This window comes from Methylocystis rosea, assembly GCF_003855495.1.
GTDB classification, from domain to species: Bacteria; Pseudomonadota; Alphaproteobacteria; order Rhizobiales; family Beijerinckiaceae; genus Methylocystis; species Methylocystis rosea_A.
The window spans coordinates 1,249,651-1,267,873 of the sequence record NZ_CP034086.1 but is presented as its reverse complement, the minus strand read 5'-3'; the positions used below and the strand labels follow the sequence as shown (position 1 = coordinate 1,267,873).

Annotated in this window: 19 protein-coding genes and 1 pseudogene; 7 read left to right on the top strand and 13 right to left on the bottom strand. The window is 57.4% G+C overall.

Annotated elements, in window-relative coordinates; all coding sequences use genetic code 11:
- Positions 1–36: 36 nt before the first annotated feature.
- Both EHO51_RS06055 and EHO51_RS06050 read left to right on the top strand, forming a co-directional pair.
- Positions 37–1,554, top strand: a complete 1,518-nt coding sequence (locus EHO51_RS06055) for a DEAD/DEAH box helicase (RefSeq protein ID WP_348629948.1) — start codon at positions 37–39, stop codon at positions 1,552–1,554.
- Between the two features lie 52 nt (positions 1,555–1,606).
- Complete coding sequence (locus EHO51_RS06050) at positions 1,607–1,963, top strand: hypothetical protein (protein ID WP_124738141.1); 357 nt, start codon at positions 1,607–1,609, stop codon at positions 1,961–1,963.
- On the opposite strand, the gene EHO51_RS06045 is transcribed toward EHO51_RS06050, so the two are convergent.
- Both EHO51_RS06045 and EHO51_RS06040 read right to left on the bottom strand, forming a co-directional pair.
- Positions 1,942–2,631: a hypothetical protein gene (locus tag EHO51_RS06045; protein WP_124738140.1), complete on the bottom strand. Its 690-nt coding sequence runs from the start codon at positions 2,629–2,631 to the stop codon at positions 1,942–1,944. The genes EHO51_RS06050 and EHO51_RS06045 overlap by 22 nt on opposite strands.
- Positions 2,631–3,929 (bottom strand): tyrosine-type recombinase/integrase, encoded by a 1,299-nt coding sequence (locus tag EHO51_RS06040; protein WP_124738139.1) that lies wholly within the window; start codon positions 3,927–3,929, stop codon positions 2,631–2,633. Before EHO51_RS06040 ends, EHO51_RS06045 begins: the two co-directional genes overlap by 1 nt.
- A gap of 399 nt (positions 3,930–4,328) precedes the next feature.
- Here EHO51_RS06040 and EHO51_RS06035 point away from each other — a divergent pair, with 399 nt between their 5' ends.
- The 5 genes and pseudogenes from EHO51_RS06035 to EHO51_RS20825 all read left to right on the top strand — a co-directional run.
- Positions 4,329–5,537 (top strand): tyrosine-type recombinase/integrase, encoded by a 1,209-nt coding sequence (locus EHO51_RS06035; RefSeq protein WP_245434771.1) that lies wholly within the window; start codon positions 4,329–4,331, stop codon positions 5,535–5,537.
- Positions 5,538–5,571: 34 nt separating this feature from the next.
- On the top strand, positions 5,572–6,180 hold the full coding sequence (locus tag EHO51_RS06030; protein ID WP_124738138.1) for a hypothetical protein: 609 nt from the start codon (positions 5,572–5,574) through the stop codon (positions 6,178–6,180).
- 185 nt (positions 6,181–6,365) lie between these two features.
- Positions 6,366–6,920: a type VI toxin-antitoxin system SocA family antitoxin gene (socA, locus tag EHO51_RS06025; RefSeq protein WP_124738137.1), complete on the top strand. Its 555-nt coding sequence runs from the start codon at positions 6,366–6,368 to the stop codon at positions 6,918–6,920.
- On the top strand, positions 6,898–7,626 hold the full coding sequence (gene socB / locus EHO51_RS06020) for a type VI toxin-antitoxin system SocB family DNA replication inhibitor toxin (RefSeq protein ID WP_124738136.1): 729 nt from the start codon (positions 6,898–6,900) through the stop codon (positions 7,624–7,626). The genes socA and socB overlap by 23 nt, the downstream gene beginning before the upstream one ends.
- 25 nt (positions 7,627–7,651) lie before the next feature.
- Positions 7,652–7,825, top strand: a pseudogene (locus tag EHO51_RS20825) (integrase); the annotation flags it as partial.
- Between the two features lie 165 nt (positions 7,826–7,990).
- Here the strand turns inward: EHO51_RS20825 and EHO51_RS06010 are convergent.
- The 11 genes from EHO51_RS06010 to EHO51_RS05960 all read right to left on the bottom strand — a co-directional run bounded on the left by EHO51_RS06010 (position 7,991) and on the right by EHO51_RS05960 (position 18,193).
- On the bottom strand, positions 7,991–8,770 hold the full coding sequence (locus EHO51_RS06010) for a type II toxin-antitoxin system PemK/MazF family toxin (protein ID WP_124738135.1): 780 nt from the start codon (positions 8,768–8,770) through the stop codon (positions 7,991–7,993).
- A 235-nt stretch (positions 8,771–9,005) separates the two neighbouring features.
- Positions 9,006–9,470 carry a hypothetical protein gene (locus tag EHO51_RS06005; RefSeq protein ID WP_124738134.1) on the bottom strand — a complete coding sequence of 155 codons (465 nt, stop codon included), beginning with the start codon at positions 9,468–9,470 and terminating at the stop codon, positions 9,006–9,008.
- 246 nt (positions 9,471–9,716) lie between these two features.
- Complete coding sequence (locus tag EHO51_RS06000) at positions 9,717–10,490, bottom strand: SMODS domain-containing nucleotidyltransferase (RefSeq protein WP_124738133.1); 774 nt, start codon at positions 10,488–10,490, stop codon at positions 9,717–9,719.
- A complete protein-coding gene (locus EHO51_RS05995; RefSeq protein ID WP_124738132.1) occupies positions 10,490–11,020 on the bottom strand; it encodes an SLATT domain-containing protein in 531 nt (176 codons plus the stop codon). Before EHO51_RS05995 ends, EHO51_RS06000 begins: the two co-directional genes overlap by 1 nt.
- Positions 11,021–11,461: 441 nt before the next feature.
- A complete protein-coding gene (locus EHO51_RS05990; RefSeq protein ID WP_124738131.1) occupies positions 11,462–11,815 on the bottom strand; it encodes a hypothetical protein in 354 nt (117 codons plus the stop codon).
- A 729-nt stretch (positions 11,816–12,544) separates the two neighbouring features.
- The gene (locus EHO51_RS05985) at positions 12,545–13,417 is read right to left on the bottom strand and encodes a hypothetical protein (RefSeq protein WP_124738130.1); all 873 of its coding nucleotides are present in this window, start codon (positions 13,415–13,417) and stop codon (positions 12,545–12,547) included.
- 3 nt (positions 13,418–13,420) lie between these two features.
- Positions 13,421–13,723 (bottom strand): gpW family head-tail joining protein, encoded by a 303-nt coding sequence (gene gpW / locus EHO51_RS21380; RefSeq protein WP_124738129.1) that lies wholly within the window; start codon positions 13,721–13,723, stop codon positions 13,421–13,423.
- 2 nt (positions 13,724–13,725) lie between these two features.
- Positions 13,726–15,402, bottom strand: coding sequence for a phage portal protein (locus tag EHO51_RS05975; RefSeq protein WP_164479356.1), 1,677 nt, complete (start codon positions 15,400–15,402; stop codon positions 13,726–13,728).
- A 17-nt stretch (positions 15,403–15,419) separates the two neighbouring features.
- A complete protein-coding gene (locus tag EHO51_RS05970; protein ID WP_124738127.1) occupies positions 15,420–15,824 on the bottom strand; it encodes a hypothetical protein in 405 nt (134 codons plus the stop codon).
- 100 nt (positions 15,825–15,924) lie between these two features.
- Positions 15,925–17,670 carry a terminase gpA endonuclease subunit gene (locus EHO51_RS05965; RefSeq protein WP_124738126.1) on the bottom strand — a complete coding sequence of 582 codons (1,746 nt, stop codon included), beginning with the start codon at positions 17,668–17,670 and terminating at the stop codon, positions 15,925–15,927.
- Positions 17,660–18,193, bottom strand: a complete 534-nt coding sequence (locus EHO51_RS05960; protein ID WP_124738125.1) for a hypothetical protein — start codon at positions 18,191–18,193, stop codon at positions 17,660–17,662. Before EHO51_RS05960 ends, EHO51_RS05965 begins: the two co-directional genes overlap by 11 nt.
- Positions 18,194–18,223 lie beyond the last annotated feature (30 nt).

Here is an 18,223-nt window from a genome sequence, read left to right as displayed (position 1 = left end):
TCGGCCCGATGATCGCGCGCAGAGCAAGGAGGCGCTATTAACTCGCTTCTCGCGCCGACCGGCAATCTGCGCCGTCTTCGTCCGCACCAAGCCCGCGCGCTCGAAGCCCTGCGCGCATCGCTGCGCGCCGGCCACAAGCGCCCGCTGCTTCAGGCCCCGACTGGATTCGGCAAGACTTTAACGGCCGCACACATCATCGCGCGCGCGTTGGAAAGGGACCATCGCGTCATCTTCGCGGTGCCGGCGCTCAGCTTGGTGGAGCAGACTGTTTCCGCCTTCTGTGGTGAGGGACTCGGCTGCATTGGCGTTGTCCAGGCTGATCACGTGCTGACTGACCCGAGCCAGCCCGTCCAGGTGTGCTCCGTCCAGAGTCTCGCGCGGCGCGAAAAGCCGGAGGCCGCGCTGGTCATCATCGACGAAGCGCACCGCATGTTCGCAAGCGTCAACGAATGGATGACTGACCCGGAATGGGCGAATGTTCCTTTCATCGGCCTTTCGGCTACGCCGTGGGCGCGCGGACTCGGGAAATATTACGATGACTTGATCATCGCTGCGCGCACCGCCGAGCTAATCGAAGCGGGCTATTTGTCGCCGTTCATCGTCTTCGCGCCGAGCGAGCCGGACCTTTCGGACGTGGCGACGATCGCCGGCGAGTTTCATCAAGGCGAGCTGTCTGATGCCTGCAACAAATCGACGCTCGTGGGCGATGTTGTCGCCACATGGCTTGCGCGTGGCGAGAAACGCCCGACGCTCTGCTACGGCGTTGACCGCGCCCATGCCGAGCATTTGCAACAGCGTTTTCTAGAGGCTGGCGTGGCGGCCGAATTTGTCGACGCATATACGCCTGTCGAAGAGCGCGAGCGCATCTTTCGCCGCTTCCGCGCCGGCGTGACGAAGATCATCACCAACTGCGCCACGCTGACGACCGGCGTCGATTTGGACGTCCGCTGCATTGTCGACGCCAAGCCGACCAAGAGCGAAATGCTTTTCGTTCAGACGATCGGCCGCGGCCTTCGGACGGCTTCCGGAAAAGATAAATTGATCGTCTTGGATCATGCCGGCAACCATCTTCGCCTCGGGCTCGTCACCGACATCCATCACGAGCATCTCGACGATGGCAAGCCAAAGAAGGCCGGCGAAGATGATCGCGAACGTAAGGCGCCGCTGCCGCGTATCTGCGATGGTTGCTCGGCGGTCATGCCGCGGAAAGCCGCTGTTTGTGAGGCATGCGGAGCCGTTCGCGAAGCCAAATGCGAAGTCGACGCCGTTGACGGCGAACTCGTCGAACTCGGCTCGGGGACGCGCGCGGAGAAGTGGGCGCCGACCGCCAGCGAAAAGCGGGAATTTTTCGGAGAGCTTCGCTTCATCGCCGCGGAGCGCGGCTATTCGGATGGTTGGGCGTCGCACAAGTTTCGGGAAAAGTTCGGCCATTGGCCGAACGATGCATGGACGCGTAGCGCCGGGCCGACCGCGCCATCTCTGAAAACCCGGAATTGGATACGCTCGCGTGCAATCGCCTTCGCCAAGGGGAGGCGCGCGAATGGCGAGACATGATCGAAAGGGACGGTCGAAAGGCGACGCACGGCACGTTCGCGTTTACGAATATTTGGAACAAACGCCCGCGTGGCGCGACCTTTCCGGGATCGCCGCCAAGGCGTGGATCACGATCGGGTTGATGCACAACGGCACGAACAACGGAAAAATAGCAGTTTCGTCGCGCGAACTCGGAAAGCGGATTGGAGTGCACCATTCGGTTGCGGCGCGAGCGATTCTGGAGCTGATCAACGCCGGCTTTTTGCGTCAGACCAAGGCGTCGTCGTTCTCGCAGAAAAAGCTTGCGGCTGAGTATCGTTTAACGCACTTGCGAAACGATATTACCGGCGAGCCTCCCTCCCGAGAATTCAAAGTAAAAGCGCAGCCAATAGATGAAGTGCCGGAAGGCTATCGCGCCGCTGCGGAATGATCTTCGCCCGCGAGCAGGTCGGAGCACCAATTCTCGGCACTCTTGCGAGCGATTTCGTCTTCGAGCCCAAGGGCCACAGTCGCCATCGTTGCGAGGGTTCCATATAGGAAAGAACCGTAAATTTTGTGCATCATACGTCCCAATGCGCGCACCCGCGCGCGCGTCTCATCGTCGCTCCTTTCTCGAGCGCTGCGCGACAAAAAGTAGGGGCTCTTCGGATCAAATACGCTCGCGCGATCCTCGAAATACTTAGCAACCACCGCCAGCGAGCGGGCCAAATCGGCATTGTTGGCGGTGTCGTGCTCCGGAACGGAGCGGCAGCACTTCACGACGTCGCCCCACATCGCGACCGACGCCTGGGCGTGCGCGCTCGTAATTATTGTCCTCTTCTGCGCGAATTCGATTACGACAAAAGCGAAAAGCGCAGCGCATGCCCGGTCCTGGGGGGAAACGTGGCGGTCGTCGATATCCCAATGATTTAAGAGATATCGATCGTTGACCGCCAGCGGCAAGGGTTCACGCCTTCCGAGTTCTCGCCAAACGCCGACAATCCTGTCGTCGCTCAAGAGACGCTCGGCGACATCCCTGCCGATCGGTAGGACGCGAGCCATTTCGACGACGGCCGCCGGCGTCGCGCTTCTGATCTTCGCGTCGTCGACCATCGCCATCACCGCCGCCCCGCCGACAAAGGAATGACGTTGCTCGCGGGCATGTCATCGACGATCGCCTGTAGGCGCTGCCCCCACATATCGAGCGCGCGGCGCTTTTCAGCGTCGCGTGCATGGCGGTCGTAAATTTGAGTGACGCCGCCTTCTGAATGATTGAGCAGTTTACTGATGACGATGCGGTCGACGCCGAGGCGCGCAAGATTCGTCGCGCACGTCCGGCGAAGATCGTGCAAACGCCAATCCGGCAAGGTGACAGGTGCCGTCTCGCCTTTCTCGTCAGCATCCTTTTGCAACTGCGCGAGCATCGCTCTGTCGAGCGCAACCTTCGACTTGCTCCAGCCTGCGATGGGGATATCGCCGCGCGTCGTGAACGGAAACGGACCGAGCCGCGGACATTCCCCCAAAGTGGCCAGCGCAAGGTCGCTGAGAGGCACTTCGTGCGCGCGATCAGCCTTTGCCCGTTCGCGAGGGATTGTCCAGCGACGGGCTTCGACGTCGACCTCTCGCCACGGCATATCGCCCACTTCTGACAGGCGTTGACCTGTCGCCAGCAGGAAGCGGAAGGCCCGACCGAAGGCGCCGAGGTCGCCGCAGGCGATCCAGAAGGCTCTGATCTCCGCGTCGGACAATACTCGGTCGCGCTTCACCGCGCTCGACAGCGGTTTGATGCCCGCCGCCGGGTTCGCATCGATTCGCTCTTCGTCTGTCGCCCAAGAGAAAAATGTCTTCAAATAGGACAGAATCAAACTCGACGTTCTCGGGGCCACCTTGTCGATTTCCCGTATCAGCGCTTTGACGTCTGCACGCCGAATTTCAGCGATTGGCCGCGGGCCCCATTTTGGGATGACGTGCCGTTTGATATCGCCCGTGGCCGCCTCGCCGGTCTTAATGCGGGATAGACACTCCGCTCGATAATCTTCGAAGACGGCGCTGAACGTATTGGCTTGGGCGTTAGCTTCTTCCTTCCGCCGAAGCTCCTCCTCGCAGCGCCGCTGCTCCTCTTTCACCTTGGGGTCGATTCCCTGCCTGATATCTTCACGCCATTCTCGGGCGATTTCTCTGGCCTCCGCGAGCGACGTGATGGGGTAGTCGCCAATACGACGGGGCGCTGGGTTCTTGCTGCCGCCTGGCCAGCGCGCGACCAAGACAAAGGCGCCGATATTATCCTTCGTCGATTTGTCTCCGACGCGAAGGCCGAACTGCGGCACGACGGCGTCCATGTAAATGACGCGCTTCCCCGGTTCGGCGGGCTTGATCGACCGCAAAAACCTGTCCGTGAAGTCTTTCTTGGCGGCCATCCCCCGACCCTCTGACGATTTGTCGTCTGATCGTTTGCCCCGATCGCTGGACAACGGTCGGACAACAAAATTGAGCGATAGTAGTTGTTACGCCCGGTGATCACACGATAGCCGTTTCTGGCTGTATCGCAAGGGACTGCTGGAATTTTTGTTGATTGGTCGAGTGCGCTTGATAGTCGCTGTGACAACGGATTTTGCGATTTGTAATCAGTAGGTCGCGGGTTCGAATCCTGCAACCGGCACCACTTAGAGCTATCAGGCCCTATCAGCAACAATCAAAAACATCGGAATTCTCTGGCATTGCGGGCGCAAACGCGCTCACGGGCTATCGCCCCATATTGCCTAATCTCACACCATAGGTAACATCGGCGGTAAGGTTTGGATTCGCGAGATTAAGCCGTGGCGCTGAATAAGCTCACAGACCGCAAGGCCAAGGCCTTTCACGGCCCTGGCCTGCTTGGCGACGGTGGCGGATTGTTTCTTCAGGTGACGCCTTCGGGCTCGCGTTCATGGATTTTCCGCTTCAAGACGGCCGGCAAGGTTCGCACAATGGGGCTTGGAGCCTGCCACGCCGTGACGCTCGCCGCGGCGCGGGAGAAGGCGGCCGAATGCCGCAAGCAGCGCGCCGACAGTCTCGACCCATTGGAGGAAAGACGCGCAGCCGGCGCCGCCCGAAAGGCGCAAGGCGTCACCTTCAGGGAGGCCGCCGAATCATGCATTGAAACCATGCAGGGTGGCTGGCGCTCGGCCAAAACCCCGTCGATCTGGAAATACACGCTAGCGACATACGCCTATCCCCACTTCGGCGATTTGCCTGTGTCGCTCGTCACACTGGCGCGCGTCGAGGCGGCGCTAAAGCCAATATGGGCCAAGCGCGAGGAAGCCGGCAAACCCGAGACGGCGCGCCGGCTGCGCCGCTTCATAGAGGCGGTTCTAGATTATTCGACCGCGAAAGGGTGGCGCTCGGGAGACAACCCCGCGAAGCTAGACGGCCCATTGCGCTTTCTCATTCCAAAGCTCGAAGAGGCGGCGACGGTCACACATCACGCCGCAATGCCTTATGCGGAAGTGCCTGCGTTCGTCGCGGAATTGGCTGCGCGTGACGATCTATCGTCGATAGCGCTGCACGTTTTGATCTTGACAGCTTGCCGAACAAGCGAGGTGTTGAACGCGAAATGGGACGAGGTCGATTTAGAGAAAGGTGTTTGGACGATTCCCCTTCGCCGCATGAAAACCGCCAAAGCGCATCGGGTTCCCCTCTCCACGGCCGCCATCGCGGCGTTTGAAGCCGCCACGCGCTTTCGGCGCGAAGGCGACGATTGGGTTTTCCCCGGCGCGAGACACGGCGCGCCGCTGTCAAACATGTCCTTGTTGCAACTCTTGCGGCGCATGCGGCGGCAAAACGTCACGGCCCACGGCTTCAGGTCATCCTTCAGGACATGGGCCGAAGAAACGACGCACTACACTCACGACGTGAAAGAGGCGGCGCTCGCACACTATTCGGGCTCGAAAGTCGAACGGGCCTATCAGCGAAGCGATCACTTCGCGAAGCGCAAGCCGCTCATGAATGATTGGTCTGAGTTTTGTGTATCCACTATTGAGTATTAATGGCCAACCGGCAATATAACGGAGGAGCGTATACGTGCCAAAAACTCCAAAATATATTGAGAAACTACATCAGCTCATTCGTAGTGAGCCAACCCCACAACAGATAGAAAATATTGAAAACGAGTTGTACCTTTCAAGCAGCGATCGAGCCGCAGCCATAATGTGGTCTTCTTTTTTGGAGGTAGGACTTGAGCGCTTACTAGCATGTATGCTGCGTAACGATTTAAGTCCAGATGATCGCAAAAATGTTTTCGGATTCGGAGGTGCGTTAAACAGTTTTTCGTCAAAGATCGTCATGGCCTATGCCCTGAAGCTAATTGGCCCGCAAACACGGTTCGATTTTGACCAAATTAAATTTCTCAGAAATGTGTTCGCCCATTCTTGGACTTCAATATCCTTCGAGACCCCCGAAGTTTCCGCGGTTTGCGATCAACTAAAAATGCCGGATACGCCACAGACCTACGTTCCGCAGGCTTACTTGAGCAAGCTTCCAGAAAGTCAGCGAGCAGCAGCTTCTGATATAAACCACCCCAAGACAAGATTTATAACAACGTGTCACACGATTGCATACCGGATGCTAATTGCAAATAGGGGTGTTCGGCCGGGGGATTCTGTTTTTCCTGATGACGAACCTTTACCTTAGCGACTCGTTGATTGGATTGGTAGCTTGGGAGCATGTCTGTCGCGGAAACGTGATGACGACGATGGTGATAAGAAAACACGTGCGCCCTGCTCCGCCCGATCGCCGATCTGCGAAGCCAAAGCGTCCGCGGCACCCGCGCATTTTGCCTGAATGGTGGGCCTCCGGTAAATGCGTTAGAACGAGCCATGTCTTCTGACGGGCCTTATGACGCACGCGCGGTTTGCAACCTCATGCTCGACATGGCGGCCTTGGACGGCATCGCTGTGAGCAATCTCGCCCTTCAGAAATTGCTGTATTTTGCCCATGCCCGTCATCTGGTCGAGACGAAACAGCCTTTGGTGACCGGGTATTTCGAGGCGTGGCAATATGGGCCGGTTCATCCGGCGGCTTATCAAGCGTTCAAGGCGGCTGGTGATGCGCCGATCTTGTTTCGGGCTGCCCGCCGAGAGCCTCTTACGGGGCAAGAATCGATGCTCCCCTCCCCTCAAAGTAGCGCAGTTTCGCATCTGATCCGGTCCGTGATGCTCTCATACGGTCGGTTGACGCCCGGTCGCCTCGTCGAGATATCTCACGCCAAAGGGGCGCCATGGGAATTTGTTGTGAACCAAGCGCGAACACATATGGCGCTAGGGCTCAGGATCGGCGATGATGTGATTAGGGAACGTTTCAAATTCCACAAGATCAGCGTTGGCGCTGAACCAGTGGCAGGAGAGCCGGTTGAAGACACGCCCTTTACCTGATTTGGACTTGGCACGCATCGCGCCGTTGCCGACCGATCAAAAATGGCACGAACTCAAGCTGATGAAACTGGGGTATCCGCCCTACTCATATCAACCAACGCGACGGTCACAGCTCGAAATTCTGAACGTAGACGCCGGGCCACTCGGTATTGTGCCGCGCGCGCCCTGGGCGCAGATCGCCGAAGAGATATCTAAGCGGGCTCGGACTGATGCGGAAAAGATCGCCAATCTGACTGTCGCCCACGCCCTGTATAACTTCGCTGACGATCATTCCATCGCCGGGCGGCGACACGAATTTTTCTCGCTGGCTGTGGGGCTTTCTGGAAAGGTGTCATATTGGGTTCCGGCAGTTATCTCGGTGGACGGCCGACCTACCATCCCTTTCATTGACCCTCGGCGGGGTAAGAAACTCACAAGAGAGGGGCGACGGTTCGCGTTTTCAGTTATGCACGAGCGCATCCGTGCTGCTGATCCCGACTTCTCAGAGGTGGAACTGGCAATCATCCAGTTTGGCACGCACGGGAAAGGGGAGAGCGTCGTGCGGACCCCCAACCTGCATACAGCGACGGGAGTTAAGCTTTTCGATTTCGACACCGTCGACGCGATGGTGCGCGAGACTTACGAAATCTGGCACGCGGTCCTGACCGAACGCGAGGCGGAAGCTCGCCGAAAGGGAACGGGAACCACGGGGCCGCTCGGCGTGTGATCTCGGCTACGGGCTTTCGGCAGGCTCAACCTTCAGGGATTGAGCCGCGGAGACGACGCACTCTCCGAATCACGTCGTCGAGATGGCCTTGGCGCATTCGATCGGGAACGCGGTCGAGGCGGCTTATAGGCGCGGCGACCTGTTCCAAAAGCGGCGGGAATTGATGGCGGATTGGGGCGAGTATTGCGCGGCGGTATAAAGTGCCAAAACGCAAAACGCAGGCCCATCTCTGGCGCCTGCGCTTTTTTTAACGGGGGTCCCTCGGGATTACCCCAACCGCACCCTTTTTCAAGGTAGCGGCCGGCTGGCGTGGATCGCTCCAGTCAGCAAGTGGCAGGGAAAGTATGTCGGAACGTGTCGCCTGTCAAGGGGCGGGTCCAATGAAAGCACGGGCCATATCCCGCACTCCACATAAATCACCCTCCGAAATTGCAGGGATTGAAGGCCTACCCAAAACCACAACCTGCCAAAGTCTGGAAAGAGACACGGTATATATGTGATCACAAATCGCCCACACATCTTTATCTTTGCTGAAAAAAGGATATTTTCCAGCCTCAAATTTATGGTTCATCAATTTTCCATCGTTGTATTCCTTCATACTGACAGGAACAACAGTGCATCTATCTTTGCATGAACTAGAGCGGCCTGAGATCACGATCGCACGACGCTCTTTGACCATTTCTGGTCGTGACAAGTGAGTAAAATCACACATCACAACGCTTCCCGCACGTGGGGCGTATCTTACGATAACTCTTGGATGCGCGTCACGACGCGTCACTACAGCGGGGAAGATTGTATCCAACAAGAATTGCGCGCGTTCCACATGTATTTTCGCGCGGACAATTTTAAATTTTAGATCGGCCTGATCAAAATGAATGTTAAATTTTTCCGTTCCATAACAATTTCTCAGAGCTTCTGCGATTGCTTCCGAAGCAGCCTCTTCGAATCCGCCATCAAAAAGGATATTGGCCACCTTTTCGCGAGAGAACCTAGCGCCTTCGGTTCTAGCTTGTTCAACAATTGACGCGATAGCATCTGACTCGGTGTCAGAAAATCCGTTGCCTTTCAATACCTTGTATATGCGAAAAGCGTGCGGCATTATCGGACATGAACCTCTCGTAAAACGATAATCAACTGAGGTCATAGCGCGGTCCTGGCCGCAAATAAACGCTTCGTGGTTTCATGAACGAACGCGTAGTGCAACATTGGGACAAAGCGAGGCTACACCCTGCCCGGCGTTGTCCCGTTCGATGCGCTGCGGAACGCCGCAGAGATTCCACTTATCCGCTTTTGGCGCGGTCCCGCCGCTTCGTCCGTTCAGCGTGCGGGTCGCGCGACGTGCATCTAATGCCATACTGAATGCCCCGCCGAGGCAAAACTTACTTGGATAAGGCGGCGCGGGCGCGGATAGCGGCCGAGATTGCGGGTTTTTCTCGCCGCATAAAAATCTTCAGGCACTTAAAGGTCGTCTTGCTCGTGATCGCCGCGGCAAGCTTCCCGTGCCAGGCTTCTGCCTCCGTAATCATGGCAACAGCCTCAACGATTTTTTCTCGGACGATGTCCGATGTGACCCTAGGGAAAAGCCCGCCGTTGATCGCGGCGGAATAAGCCTCCAAAAAATTCAAAAATTCAATGAAGGCCTGGTGTTGCTCGTCTTCCGTTGTCGCTCGCAAAAGGGCGTTCTCGTGTTCCTTTGCGTCGCGCAGGAACGCCTGAAGCGACTGAACGTCAGATGTTTTCCGCGATTCCCGGATTTGCCACCAGATCGCGCCAAGGCCAATGACCGCGGCGGCGGCCTGGATGCATTGTCCGGTCGCCGACGCCAAATCTGTTGCGACGCTCACTTCTTCGACGCATCCTGCGGGCTCGAACTCGAACCTTGTGAGCTATTCCCCTGCGATGTGCCCGTGTTGGTGGGCGAGGCGGGAGGTTGTGCCGGTTTGCTCAAAGCTGTTTGGAGATTGCCGGAACTTAGGCCCTTTTGCAGCATGGCAGAGCTCAGACTGCCGTTTTCAATGTGCGGTCCGTTAGATTTTGGATTTGTCATGGTTCCGTTTTGTCCTTCTGGCTGGAAAGCTTGAACCGCCACATTACTCTGGAATAAGCCTTTTCACTTCAGATTCTGCCGAATAGGGTTTGTTATCCCGCTCGAGCTGTCGAACCTCGGCTACAATCTTCTTCGCTCTCTCGATCTTGTCCCGCCGCCATTGCTCAGAAGGAGACGTGGCGGATAGCGCGTCAAATGCGGAAAATAGGTAGTCGCGCTGGTTTGCGCAGCCGTAAAAATATTGATTCAAGATCCATTTCTCGAATGAGAACGACTCAAACACATAATCGTTTTTTGCATTCCAGAATTTAGCCAGACGGATCGTCGGCTTAATGAGATAGCTATTGTTTTTATTAGAATTTTCTAATGTTGAATTGAAGTCGTTGGGGTTTGTCGACTGCCAGTTATTTAGGCCGCTGGGAATGTCATAGCTGCCCCACCCCGTGGAAAGAGCAGGGACAAGATCGAACCTTATATGGTTGAGCTCCAAAACAACCGTCGGGCTCGATTGATAAATTTCTGACCGGCTGTAATAGGTCTCTACAAATCGCTTGAGACGATCAAGGTAGGTCTGCGGCGCATAGCCCCTTTCGGAAAAAACAATCATATAGTCGATGTCTGAATGCGCGTCCATCGCACGCGGTAAGATCGTGCCACGCGTAGAAGAGCCGAACTGGAAGTGCTCGGACACTTTCGAGCTGAAGTGGACGTTCAGGCGGGTTTTTAGGGTCGTTATGGATGTAGAGATGGATGATTTCTCATCGGATGAAAGTACTGCATCACTCGCCCGTTTCTCCAGATAGCTCAGAACCGACATTAAAGGACTCCATGATCAACTGCGTGAGTGGCTTCGCCTTGGGAAATGCCCTTTCTGGCTTTCTCGAAATCGCGGCGCGAGAATTGAAGGCTGGCTTGGTTTAATTCGTTCCGTCGGCTGGTGAAGCTGCTGATGGCCTCTGTTGCAGCCTGAGCGGTTGTCGCTTGCGGCAGCTGGATTTCTCGAAACACACGGGCGTCATTTCGCAAGGAAAGATATTGATCGCCTGAGTTCTTATGAGCACCTGCGATCTTGGAGGGTTTGAGAAAAGTCATGAGCCCCGTCAGCACCGAAACGGTCGTGGCCATAGCGCCCGCCGCAATCGGATAGTCTTTGAAAAACGCCGCCCCGGCCGCTGCACTGAGCACCACAGATGGAAGACCCAACAAATAGTTGTAGCGGTTCCATCTGGCTGCAGCATTGAAATGGGCTTTCCCCGAATGAATGCAATCTTCTTCGATGCGCCTAAATTCAGCGGTGATGGCTTGCAGGGTTGCGGCTAACTTTTGATCTGAATCGTCACCTTCCATAAAAGCCTCCTCCACGCGCCGATTGTTCCGCTCTCGCAGCCCCAACAAAAAACCGGTGGCGTGAGGTGTTAGGGGTGCGGGCCGCTTCTCTCCCTGTCGACGGCCGTAGGTTCAAATCGCGGCGGGCACGGCTCTCCTGAAGGCGAGCTGCCGCTACTGATCGACTCAAGAGGCAGAGTTGGCGCGAAACATGGGGCCGACATGACACGGTTTCAAGGCCCCGCTCTCGTCTGTCGACCGTTAGCACGCCATGCACGGCCAATCAGCCCCCCGAGCGTCAAACAAAAAAAAAGCCTCGCCTGTGAGGGCGAGGCCAACGGGGAGCAGAAAATTGCCGCGTTCAACTTGGCAAGGTTGCTCTGTCTGCGTCCGCCGGTCAACGGCTTGTCTCTAATTCTGTTGACTTTTCCATAACTTAACGGACACGCGGCTCTTGTGCGATCAATCGTCTGTGGCCGCGCGGAACGGAATAACCTTGCCTTCGTCATCCCCGATCGCGGTCTTGATTTCCCGCGCTGCGGCTTGCGCGGCGTCGTTGAACGTCAAATCGGCTTCCCGCTTAAATGCCCCGGCCATCGCCGCACAGGCGCTTTGGAAATGTGTCCGCGCGATATCCGCCAAGTGGTTTGCCTCGCCGTCGTCATCGGCGTCCAGCGCCTTTTCGAGCGCGCGCACCTGGAAGGGCGCGAGCCGATCGTAAATCGCGCAATCAAAAGCCGCGCAAAGCATCCGATCGGCGACAATCCATTCGTCAACGGCAGGCGTAATGCTGGGGCGTTCAACTGCATTGCTCATATGTTGGGCTCCTAACCGTTTGAGAGAAATTCAGGCGGCCCTCGCCGCGGTTTGTGATTGGCGAGCGGCAAGGTCACGCCGGTCGCGTGCGACGCGCCAAGCGTAGGTCAGGCATTCCGACCAACTATCGACACGCGCCGCCGTCGAAAGCTATGAGCGGCGCGCATCACGGTTGCGCGATCGATCGGCGCGACACGTTCGGATGTTTTGCGCATTGCCCCAAGCTCCTTTCCGGCTCACCATTCCGTGACGGCCTGAAGCTTAGCTAGCGTATTCATACAGACGAGTCAAAGCTTTTTTATTTCTTATAACTTGTGCGTGTCTCAGTTCTACATATCACAACATTTGTACAACAAATAATAGAGACAAAAAAGCGCCGCCAACCTTTCGGCCAGCGGCGCTCCCCAACTACTCAGGAGATTTTGCTTGATCCTGGGGGCAGCATGACTGCGCTCGTTTGCAACGCGCCGGGCACTGCCCACAGGTTCATGTCGTCAAGCGCGACATTGGAGTGCGCCCGGCTAACCGCGAAACTTGTGGAGGTCTGGAAATCTTTCAGCGCGCAGATGGCGCGGCGTGCGCATGTATCGAGCGACTTGAATGGCCCCAATGACGACGCCCGAGAGGAAGCACGTCGACGCAAACCACGCGAACGCCGTCAGGATCGCAAGGACGATTTGCGCGGAATGAGGTAAGTCGCCGATCGTCCGGCCGCCGTCTGCATCACGCTTAGACGCCAAGCTGCTGAATAGCGCGTTTTGCGGCGGCGTCTACCGCGGCAACATCCGCTCCGGCTTCATAGAGCGCCTTCACAATATTTGTGCCAAAATGGCTGTGCATCTTGAGTCCGTTGCGAAGCCGGCGCGATTCGACTTTTGCGCGCGCGTCGCCATGTTCTCCACTCAACTCCAAAGCCGCGGCGCGAAGCTCCGCCGCGCGCACGATGATTGCGTGAGCGCGGGCCATGGCTTCGGCAGGGGTGTTGTCAGACATAACGTTAGACTCCTTCAGTGAAATTTCCGCCGGCAGGGCGGCGATTATCGAAATTGATTGGTAAAGCGGTTTGGCTTCGCCATGCATTGCAAGGAACGATCGGGTCGCAGCCGGCCTTAGCGCGCATTCAGGATGCGAGAGAAGCGCCGCAGCATAAGAGGACAAAGGTTCTTGCTCTTGGGGCTCCTGTGACTGCGCTGCTTTCGCCGTCACCAACGGCATGCGATCTTTCTCCCTAGCGATTTCCGCTTTGTCGGATGCCGAAAGTCGCGGCCGGCGCTTAAAGTCAGCATCCGCTTTCTCGCAAGCGGCGCGTTCCGCGTCTAAAATCTTGCGCATCGAACGCGGCATGTTTTCGATCGCAAGGCCGGCTCGCTCAGCTTGTTCGCGCCTGCCTTGCAACATATCGGCGTAGCGAACAATCTCCTGTCCATTGTCCAGGGCGTGATCGAGAAATGCGACGCGCTTTATTATCGCCCCAAGGGCGTGGGCTTCTGTGAGTGGCATAACGCCAATCGAGGGAATGAATGCGGCCTCGATCGGCTCGGCGTCGTCATTGTCGGATAGATGACGAAGGCCGAGCGCATAGGCGGTAATGTCTTCTGTCATCGGCTAAGCTCCGTAAGGCATGTGACGACGTGCGTAAGGACCGGAAGCGCGGACTGCGAATCGTCGCCCATACGGTCCATCGCTGCAGATGGCTTCGGCCTCGCGAATCCATTGCTTGAGCGCGATTGCATCGCCTCTTCCATATGAAACCCAACGCTCATTGAATCGGACTTCAATCGCGTTCTTACCAGCGAGTAGTTGCAGATATGCCGCGCGCGCTTGCGGCAATGCTTTGCAGATGTCTTCGACGCTCGCCAGTGCATCCAGTCCCGACGATGAGGCACAATTCGGATTGTTGGGGGCCATCGTCAGTTTCCTCCCCCGGTGTTCGCGCTCTCATTCGCGCGCCCCTGCGCCACCTGCATCGGATGTCTAATCCCTCGCGCGTTCATGTATGCAATTTCTGCCTGCAAAGCGTCTACGGCCTGTTCAAAGTCGATGCCGCGCTCGCTGTATACTTCCTGCAAACTCTTTGCGCCAAGCGACAGTAGTGTTTCATCCGCTCTCGCTTGTTTGGATTCGTCGGGCTGCACTTTCGCCGGGCCGCTCCATTTCGCGTTACAGATGTCGTCCTTGTGCTCCAAGAAGTCCACGCTCGCCGGCAACTCTATAGCGCCCGAGTTCACAAGCTCCTCAACAAGACACTCATATACTTGTTGCGCGAAGCGAAAGACGACTTGCTCACGACGACGAAGCGTTATCAAATGAGGCAAATATGTCGACATGCGCGACGAAGAAAACGAAACGTTTTCCCAACGCCCCACGGTTTGATGCACATCCGCGCCGAAGGCGCACGCCGCGCGCGCGCCAAGCGCAAAGTCGAATTTATCCCATTCCTCGCCAGCGCGTTTGTCGGCTTGGATGATTTCCGCTTTTTCGTTCGGAAGGAGATGCAGCACTTGAGCGGGCTTCGGCGCGACCGTCTTTCCTCCGCCGTATCTGGCCTCTTTCAAATCCATCCATGCTTCGAAAGAAGGCACAGACGGAAGGTCTGGCGTCGCGTCGACCATATCGCGCACAACCGGGGTCGGCATGTCGCTCGATATGGCGAGGGTCGCCGAAGTCGAAAGCAACTGGCGCGCGATGCTGTATTCAGCAATCGTCTCCCGGTCGTGCGCACTCGCGATTGCGGGCGCAAGCGGGCTCAGGAAGCGCGTCGAGCGTGGGTCGGTCGCGACGCCGGCATGGATGATTTTTGTGCGACCCCACGACGTTCTCACGCTGACAGTTTTGGTTTCTGTCGCGCGGCCATAAGTCTGGCCTAGCGGAATGTCGCGCAGCGCAACGTGAGTCCATCGGCCATCCGTAAAACCTATCCCCTGGAAATAACAGACGCCGTCCTGTTCCTTCGTAAACGTACGATCTATTTGCTCTGGCGCCAGGAGTTGAATGGCCGTCATCGTCCGCTTGCCGGGGCGCTGGCGCCAGGTCAAGGCCGCAACGCCTTCTCCTGCTTTGCAGAAGCTTTCGTAAAAGACTCCCGCTAAAGCGGCAAAGTTGAAACGGCCGGAGTCGTCGCACTCTTGGGGATTGTTCGCCCACTTGCGCCAAGCCTTCTCCAACTTACTGGCGAGACCCCGCGCTTCCTCGGCGGTAATGCCGAGCGCCTCGGCGTCCGGGCGCGCGGACAGCGTGGGGCCGTAAGGTCCGACTGCGACCGTCGTCTGGTTCAATACCAGGGTGGCGAGAAGGTTGTTTGATACACCGATCTCCTGAAGCAGCCTTGCCGCTTCGGTAGCGTCTCGCGCCTGTGGACCACCGTGGAAACTCCACACAGGGCCAAAGAATCCATGACCGATCGCCGAGTTCTGAAAGCTCAAACGCCTTTCGCCCGGATTCGCGATGCTGTCGATTATTCCCGCATTTGCCGGCGAGACATTGAACGAATGAGTGACGGCCGTCGGGAGCGCCCTATTGCCGGCGGCGTCGGGCAGGCGCGCAGTTCCGCCGGACGATGCGCCGTCGCTTTGTGTGATTTTTACCATTGCCGACGACTCCTCAATCATCGCGCCTTCACGTCGACGCCGCGCGCCTTCTCTCGTGAGACATATCCGTTAAGGGTGTTGTGCGCGTGGGTTGCGGCTTCGAGTTCCGCCAAGCGCGCCTTTTTCGGGTCGATCGCGCCGCCTTCAGACAACGGCGCGTTAACGTCAACGCCGCCCTCAGTGTTCATCGCTGCGAAGAACGCGCTCGCGCTCGCCGCCGCAGGCTTTGGCGCGCTTTCGAGCATGGACGCGATTTCTGCCCCGGACAAACTGGTTTCGACCAAGAGGCGCGTCGCAAGCTCAAGGCGCCCGGCGCTTGCGGGGTGCTGTAAGACTTCCTGCATTCGCAGCCGTTCGGTCATGCGAATCACGTTCGCGTCCGCTTCGGAAATGTTGTGGGAATTGTTCGGTTTAAGAGCCATGATTTTTGCTCCTTTCAATGAGCATGAAAATATGAACGCCCCACGTGTTTTTTTGGGGCGGTCGGTTCGGATAATTACGGGATGCGTAAACGGTCGCTATCTACCGCCGATTTAAAGCGGCGAGCCGAGATGCGATGTCGGCGGCCGTTTGCTTTGTATTTTCGCGCGGTGTTTGCGCCTTAGGCGATTGAACGAGACGCCACGCTGCGAGGTTGTATCCGATAAGATCGAATGCTTCATTCGCGCGGCCGGGCGTTTTCACCCATTCGTGAATGGTGCCCTTGCGCGTGTGGCGCACCTCCAAGGTTTCCGCCGTCAATTCTTCGAACCATTCGGGCGGGAGATGCTTGGGGGTGAATATCGCGCCATTCCTCAAGCCGGCGGCCGTGCGCATCTTCAAATTCGACACGCCGAGAATTAGGCCGGTGATCTTACCGCGCAAGCGTGCCGATTTTTTCAGGTCCGGCAGTTCCCAATTGGCGCGCCCCAAAGTGATGTGGCAATTATGGCCTTTGCCTCTTTGGCGCAGAACTGCGCGAAGCACGGATTCAATCAAATAACCGCCGTCGACGAAGCGCACTTGCGCCGCGCGTCTCTCCCCGTTGGCGAATGTGAATGCGCGATCAAACGATTCGTCCAACATCTGGAACGGCGCCGGGCCGGTCGTGTCACCCCACAAATCCTTGCTGTCGAGAATCCAATGCTGCGCGCCGTCCGACGAGTGCCCCACCCATTGAACGACAATCTTGGATTGTTGCACGTCCGCAGCGGCGGTTATCGACTCGATTTCCTTCGGTAAGGGCTCCTTTATTTCAATACTGCGCGACATGATGTCGCCAACTTCAAGCGCGACAGCTTTTCGAGCTTCCCAAGGCAACCCAGCGCACAGACATTGCAGCGTGCGCTGCGCCTCCAAGGTTTTTGCGCCGTCGATAAGCGCCGCCACCTTGGCGATTGAACTAAACTCCGAGTCCAACTCCGCGAGTTGCACGCTGATATGGTCGGGCGGCGCGGCCGGGTTTGTGGGGCGCAAATCGCCATGCGCGATCATATGCAGGCGGCACCCTTCGTCATGAAGCGCGCCGCAACTCTTGCACTTGAGCAAGGCGTCTTGAGGCCGGCCGGACTCGAAAACCACGCGATCTAACGTTAATATGTCTTCTTCGCCACAGTCGGGACATTTGATGAAATGGCGATGTTGCGAACCTGCTAGAAACTCTTGCCAGATGATGCCCTCGGGAAAGAGCGGGCTTGAGGTGAGAATAAGCAATGAGTCGCGCCAAGTATGAAGGCGTCGCCGCAAGAGTGAAACAGGGTTGCCCTCGCCGTTCGAGGTCAACGAAGGCCATCTCGAAACTTCGTCCCCAAGAGCGACGCGGATGGCGCGTCCGGAAAGGTCCTCGGCGCGATAGGCGCTGCAAAACGCCAGTGAGAAATTAGGGCCGGTTATTCCTTGAGCGTTGATGTCGGTGATTTGCTCTTTTAACGCCGGCGAATTGAGAAGGAGAGGCCGCAGATGCTCCTTAAACCAGTTTTCAGCGTCCGATGTCGTGGGGCGCACCGCCGCGAGCGGTCCGCCTTTCATCATCGCGTGCGCGAGCAACACAAGTCCGAGCGTGGTTTTGCCAACTTGCGCTGCGCTGGCAAGCGTCAGCTGCCGAACTTCCGGCGTCACCAAGTCCGCGACCTTGGCCTGGAGCGGCGTAAGCGTCAGTTTGCCCGCCCGTGAATTGGCGACGCGCGGGAGACGCAGCATCGACGCCACCTCGGACGGTTTTAGGTCTGGCGGCGGTTTGACCGCATCAAACATCGCCTGAAAGAGGTCGGAAGCGTCGTCAAATCTCACTGTAAGCGTATCCTAGCGAATAGCGGTCAATGTCGGCGGCAGCGTTTAGGGTCGCGCGGATTTCTCTGTCCAAGATGCGCTGAATTTCATCGGCGCTCTTCGCCCCAATCAACAAATGCGCAACGCGAGCGCCAAAGCTGAGCCATTCGTTTCGGATATGAAGGGCGAACTCGCGCGCGGCATTGTTCGCGGCTTCCCGCGAGATGAGCTTGCCTTCTTCCTTGGCGAGGGCGATTTCCATCTTGCGAATGCGCAGCCGCTCCGCTTCCGAGCGCGCGATCGCCAAGGCTTCAAGATTGCTGTTCGTGGGCGTATCGCTGCCGCGGCCGGCGAGATGATTCCCCGTGGCTTTTGAGGCGTCGACGAAGGCGCTCAATGCGTGGCGGGCTTCTTCGGCGTTATACAGTCGGTGTTGATCGCGCTTCACACCCGCGAGTTGGAGAACGCGGCGGGCGCGGTCGCGGCTGATTCCGGCTTCCTCAGCGAGTTCAGTGATATTCAGGCGCAGCGGCGGATTGCTCACGATTGCTATTTCCTCGCTTTGAAATTGTTG

What these genes read in the sequence shown, in the direction of transcription:
- EHO51_RS05995 (WP_124738132.1), bottom strand. Translation starts at nt 11,020, where the DNA reads ATGGAAGGTGACGATTCAGATCAAAAGTTAGCCGCAACCCTGCAAGCC.
- EHO51_RS05975 (WP_164479356.1), bottom strand. Translation starts at nt 15,402, where the DNA reads ATGGTAAAAATCACACAAAGCGACGGCGCATCGTCCGGCGGAACTGCG.
- socA (WP_124738137.1), top strand. Translation starts at nt 6,366, where the DNA reads ATGTCTTCTGACGGGCCTTATGACGCACGCGCGGTTTGCAACCTCATG.
- EHO51_RS05990 (WP_124738131.1), bottom strand. Translation starts at nt 11,815, where the DNA reads ATGAGCAATGCAGTTGAACGCCCCAGCATTACGCCTGCCGTTGACGAA.
- EHO51_RS06010 (WP_124738135.1), bottom strand. Translation starts at nt 8,770, where the DNA reads ATGACCTCAGTTGATTATCGTTTTACGAGAGGTTCATGTCCGATAATG.
- EHO51_RS05970 (WP_124738127.1), bottom strand. Translation starts at nt 15,824, where the DNA reads ATGGCTCTTAAACCGAACAATTCCCACAACATTTCCGAAGCGGACGCG.
- EHO51_RS06045 (WP_124738140.1), bottom strand. Translation starts at nt 2,631, where the DNA reads ATGGCGATGGTCGACGACGCGAAGATCAGAAGCGCGACGCCGGCGGCC.
- EHO51_RS06000 (WP_124738133.1), bottom strand. Translation starts at nt 10,490, where the DNA reads ATGTCGGTTCTGAGCTATCTGGAGAAACGGGCGAGTGATGCAGTACTT.
- EHO51_RS05985 (WP_124738130.1), bottom strand. Translation starts at nt 13,417, where the DNA reads ATGACAGAAGACATTACCGCCTATGCGCTCGGCCTTCGTCATCTATCC.
- gpW (WP_124738129.1), bottom strand. Translation starts at nt 13,723, where the DNA reads ATGGCCCCCAACAATCCGAATTGTGCCTCATCGTCGGGACTGGATGCA.
- EHO51_RS06040 (WP_124738139.1), bottom strand. Translation starts at nt 3,929, where the DNA reads ATGGCCGCCAAGAAAGACTTCACGGACAGGTTTTTGCGGTCGATCAAG.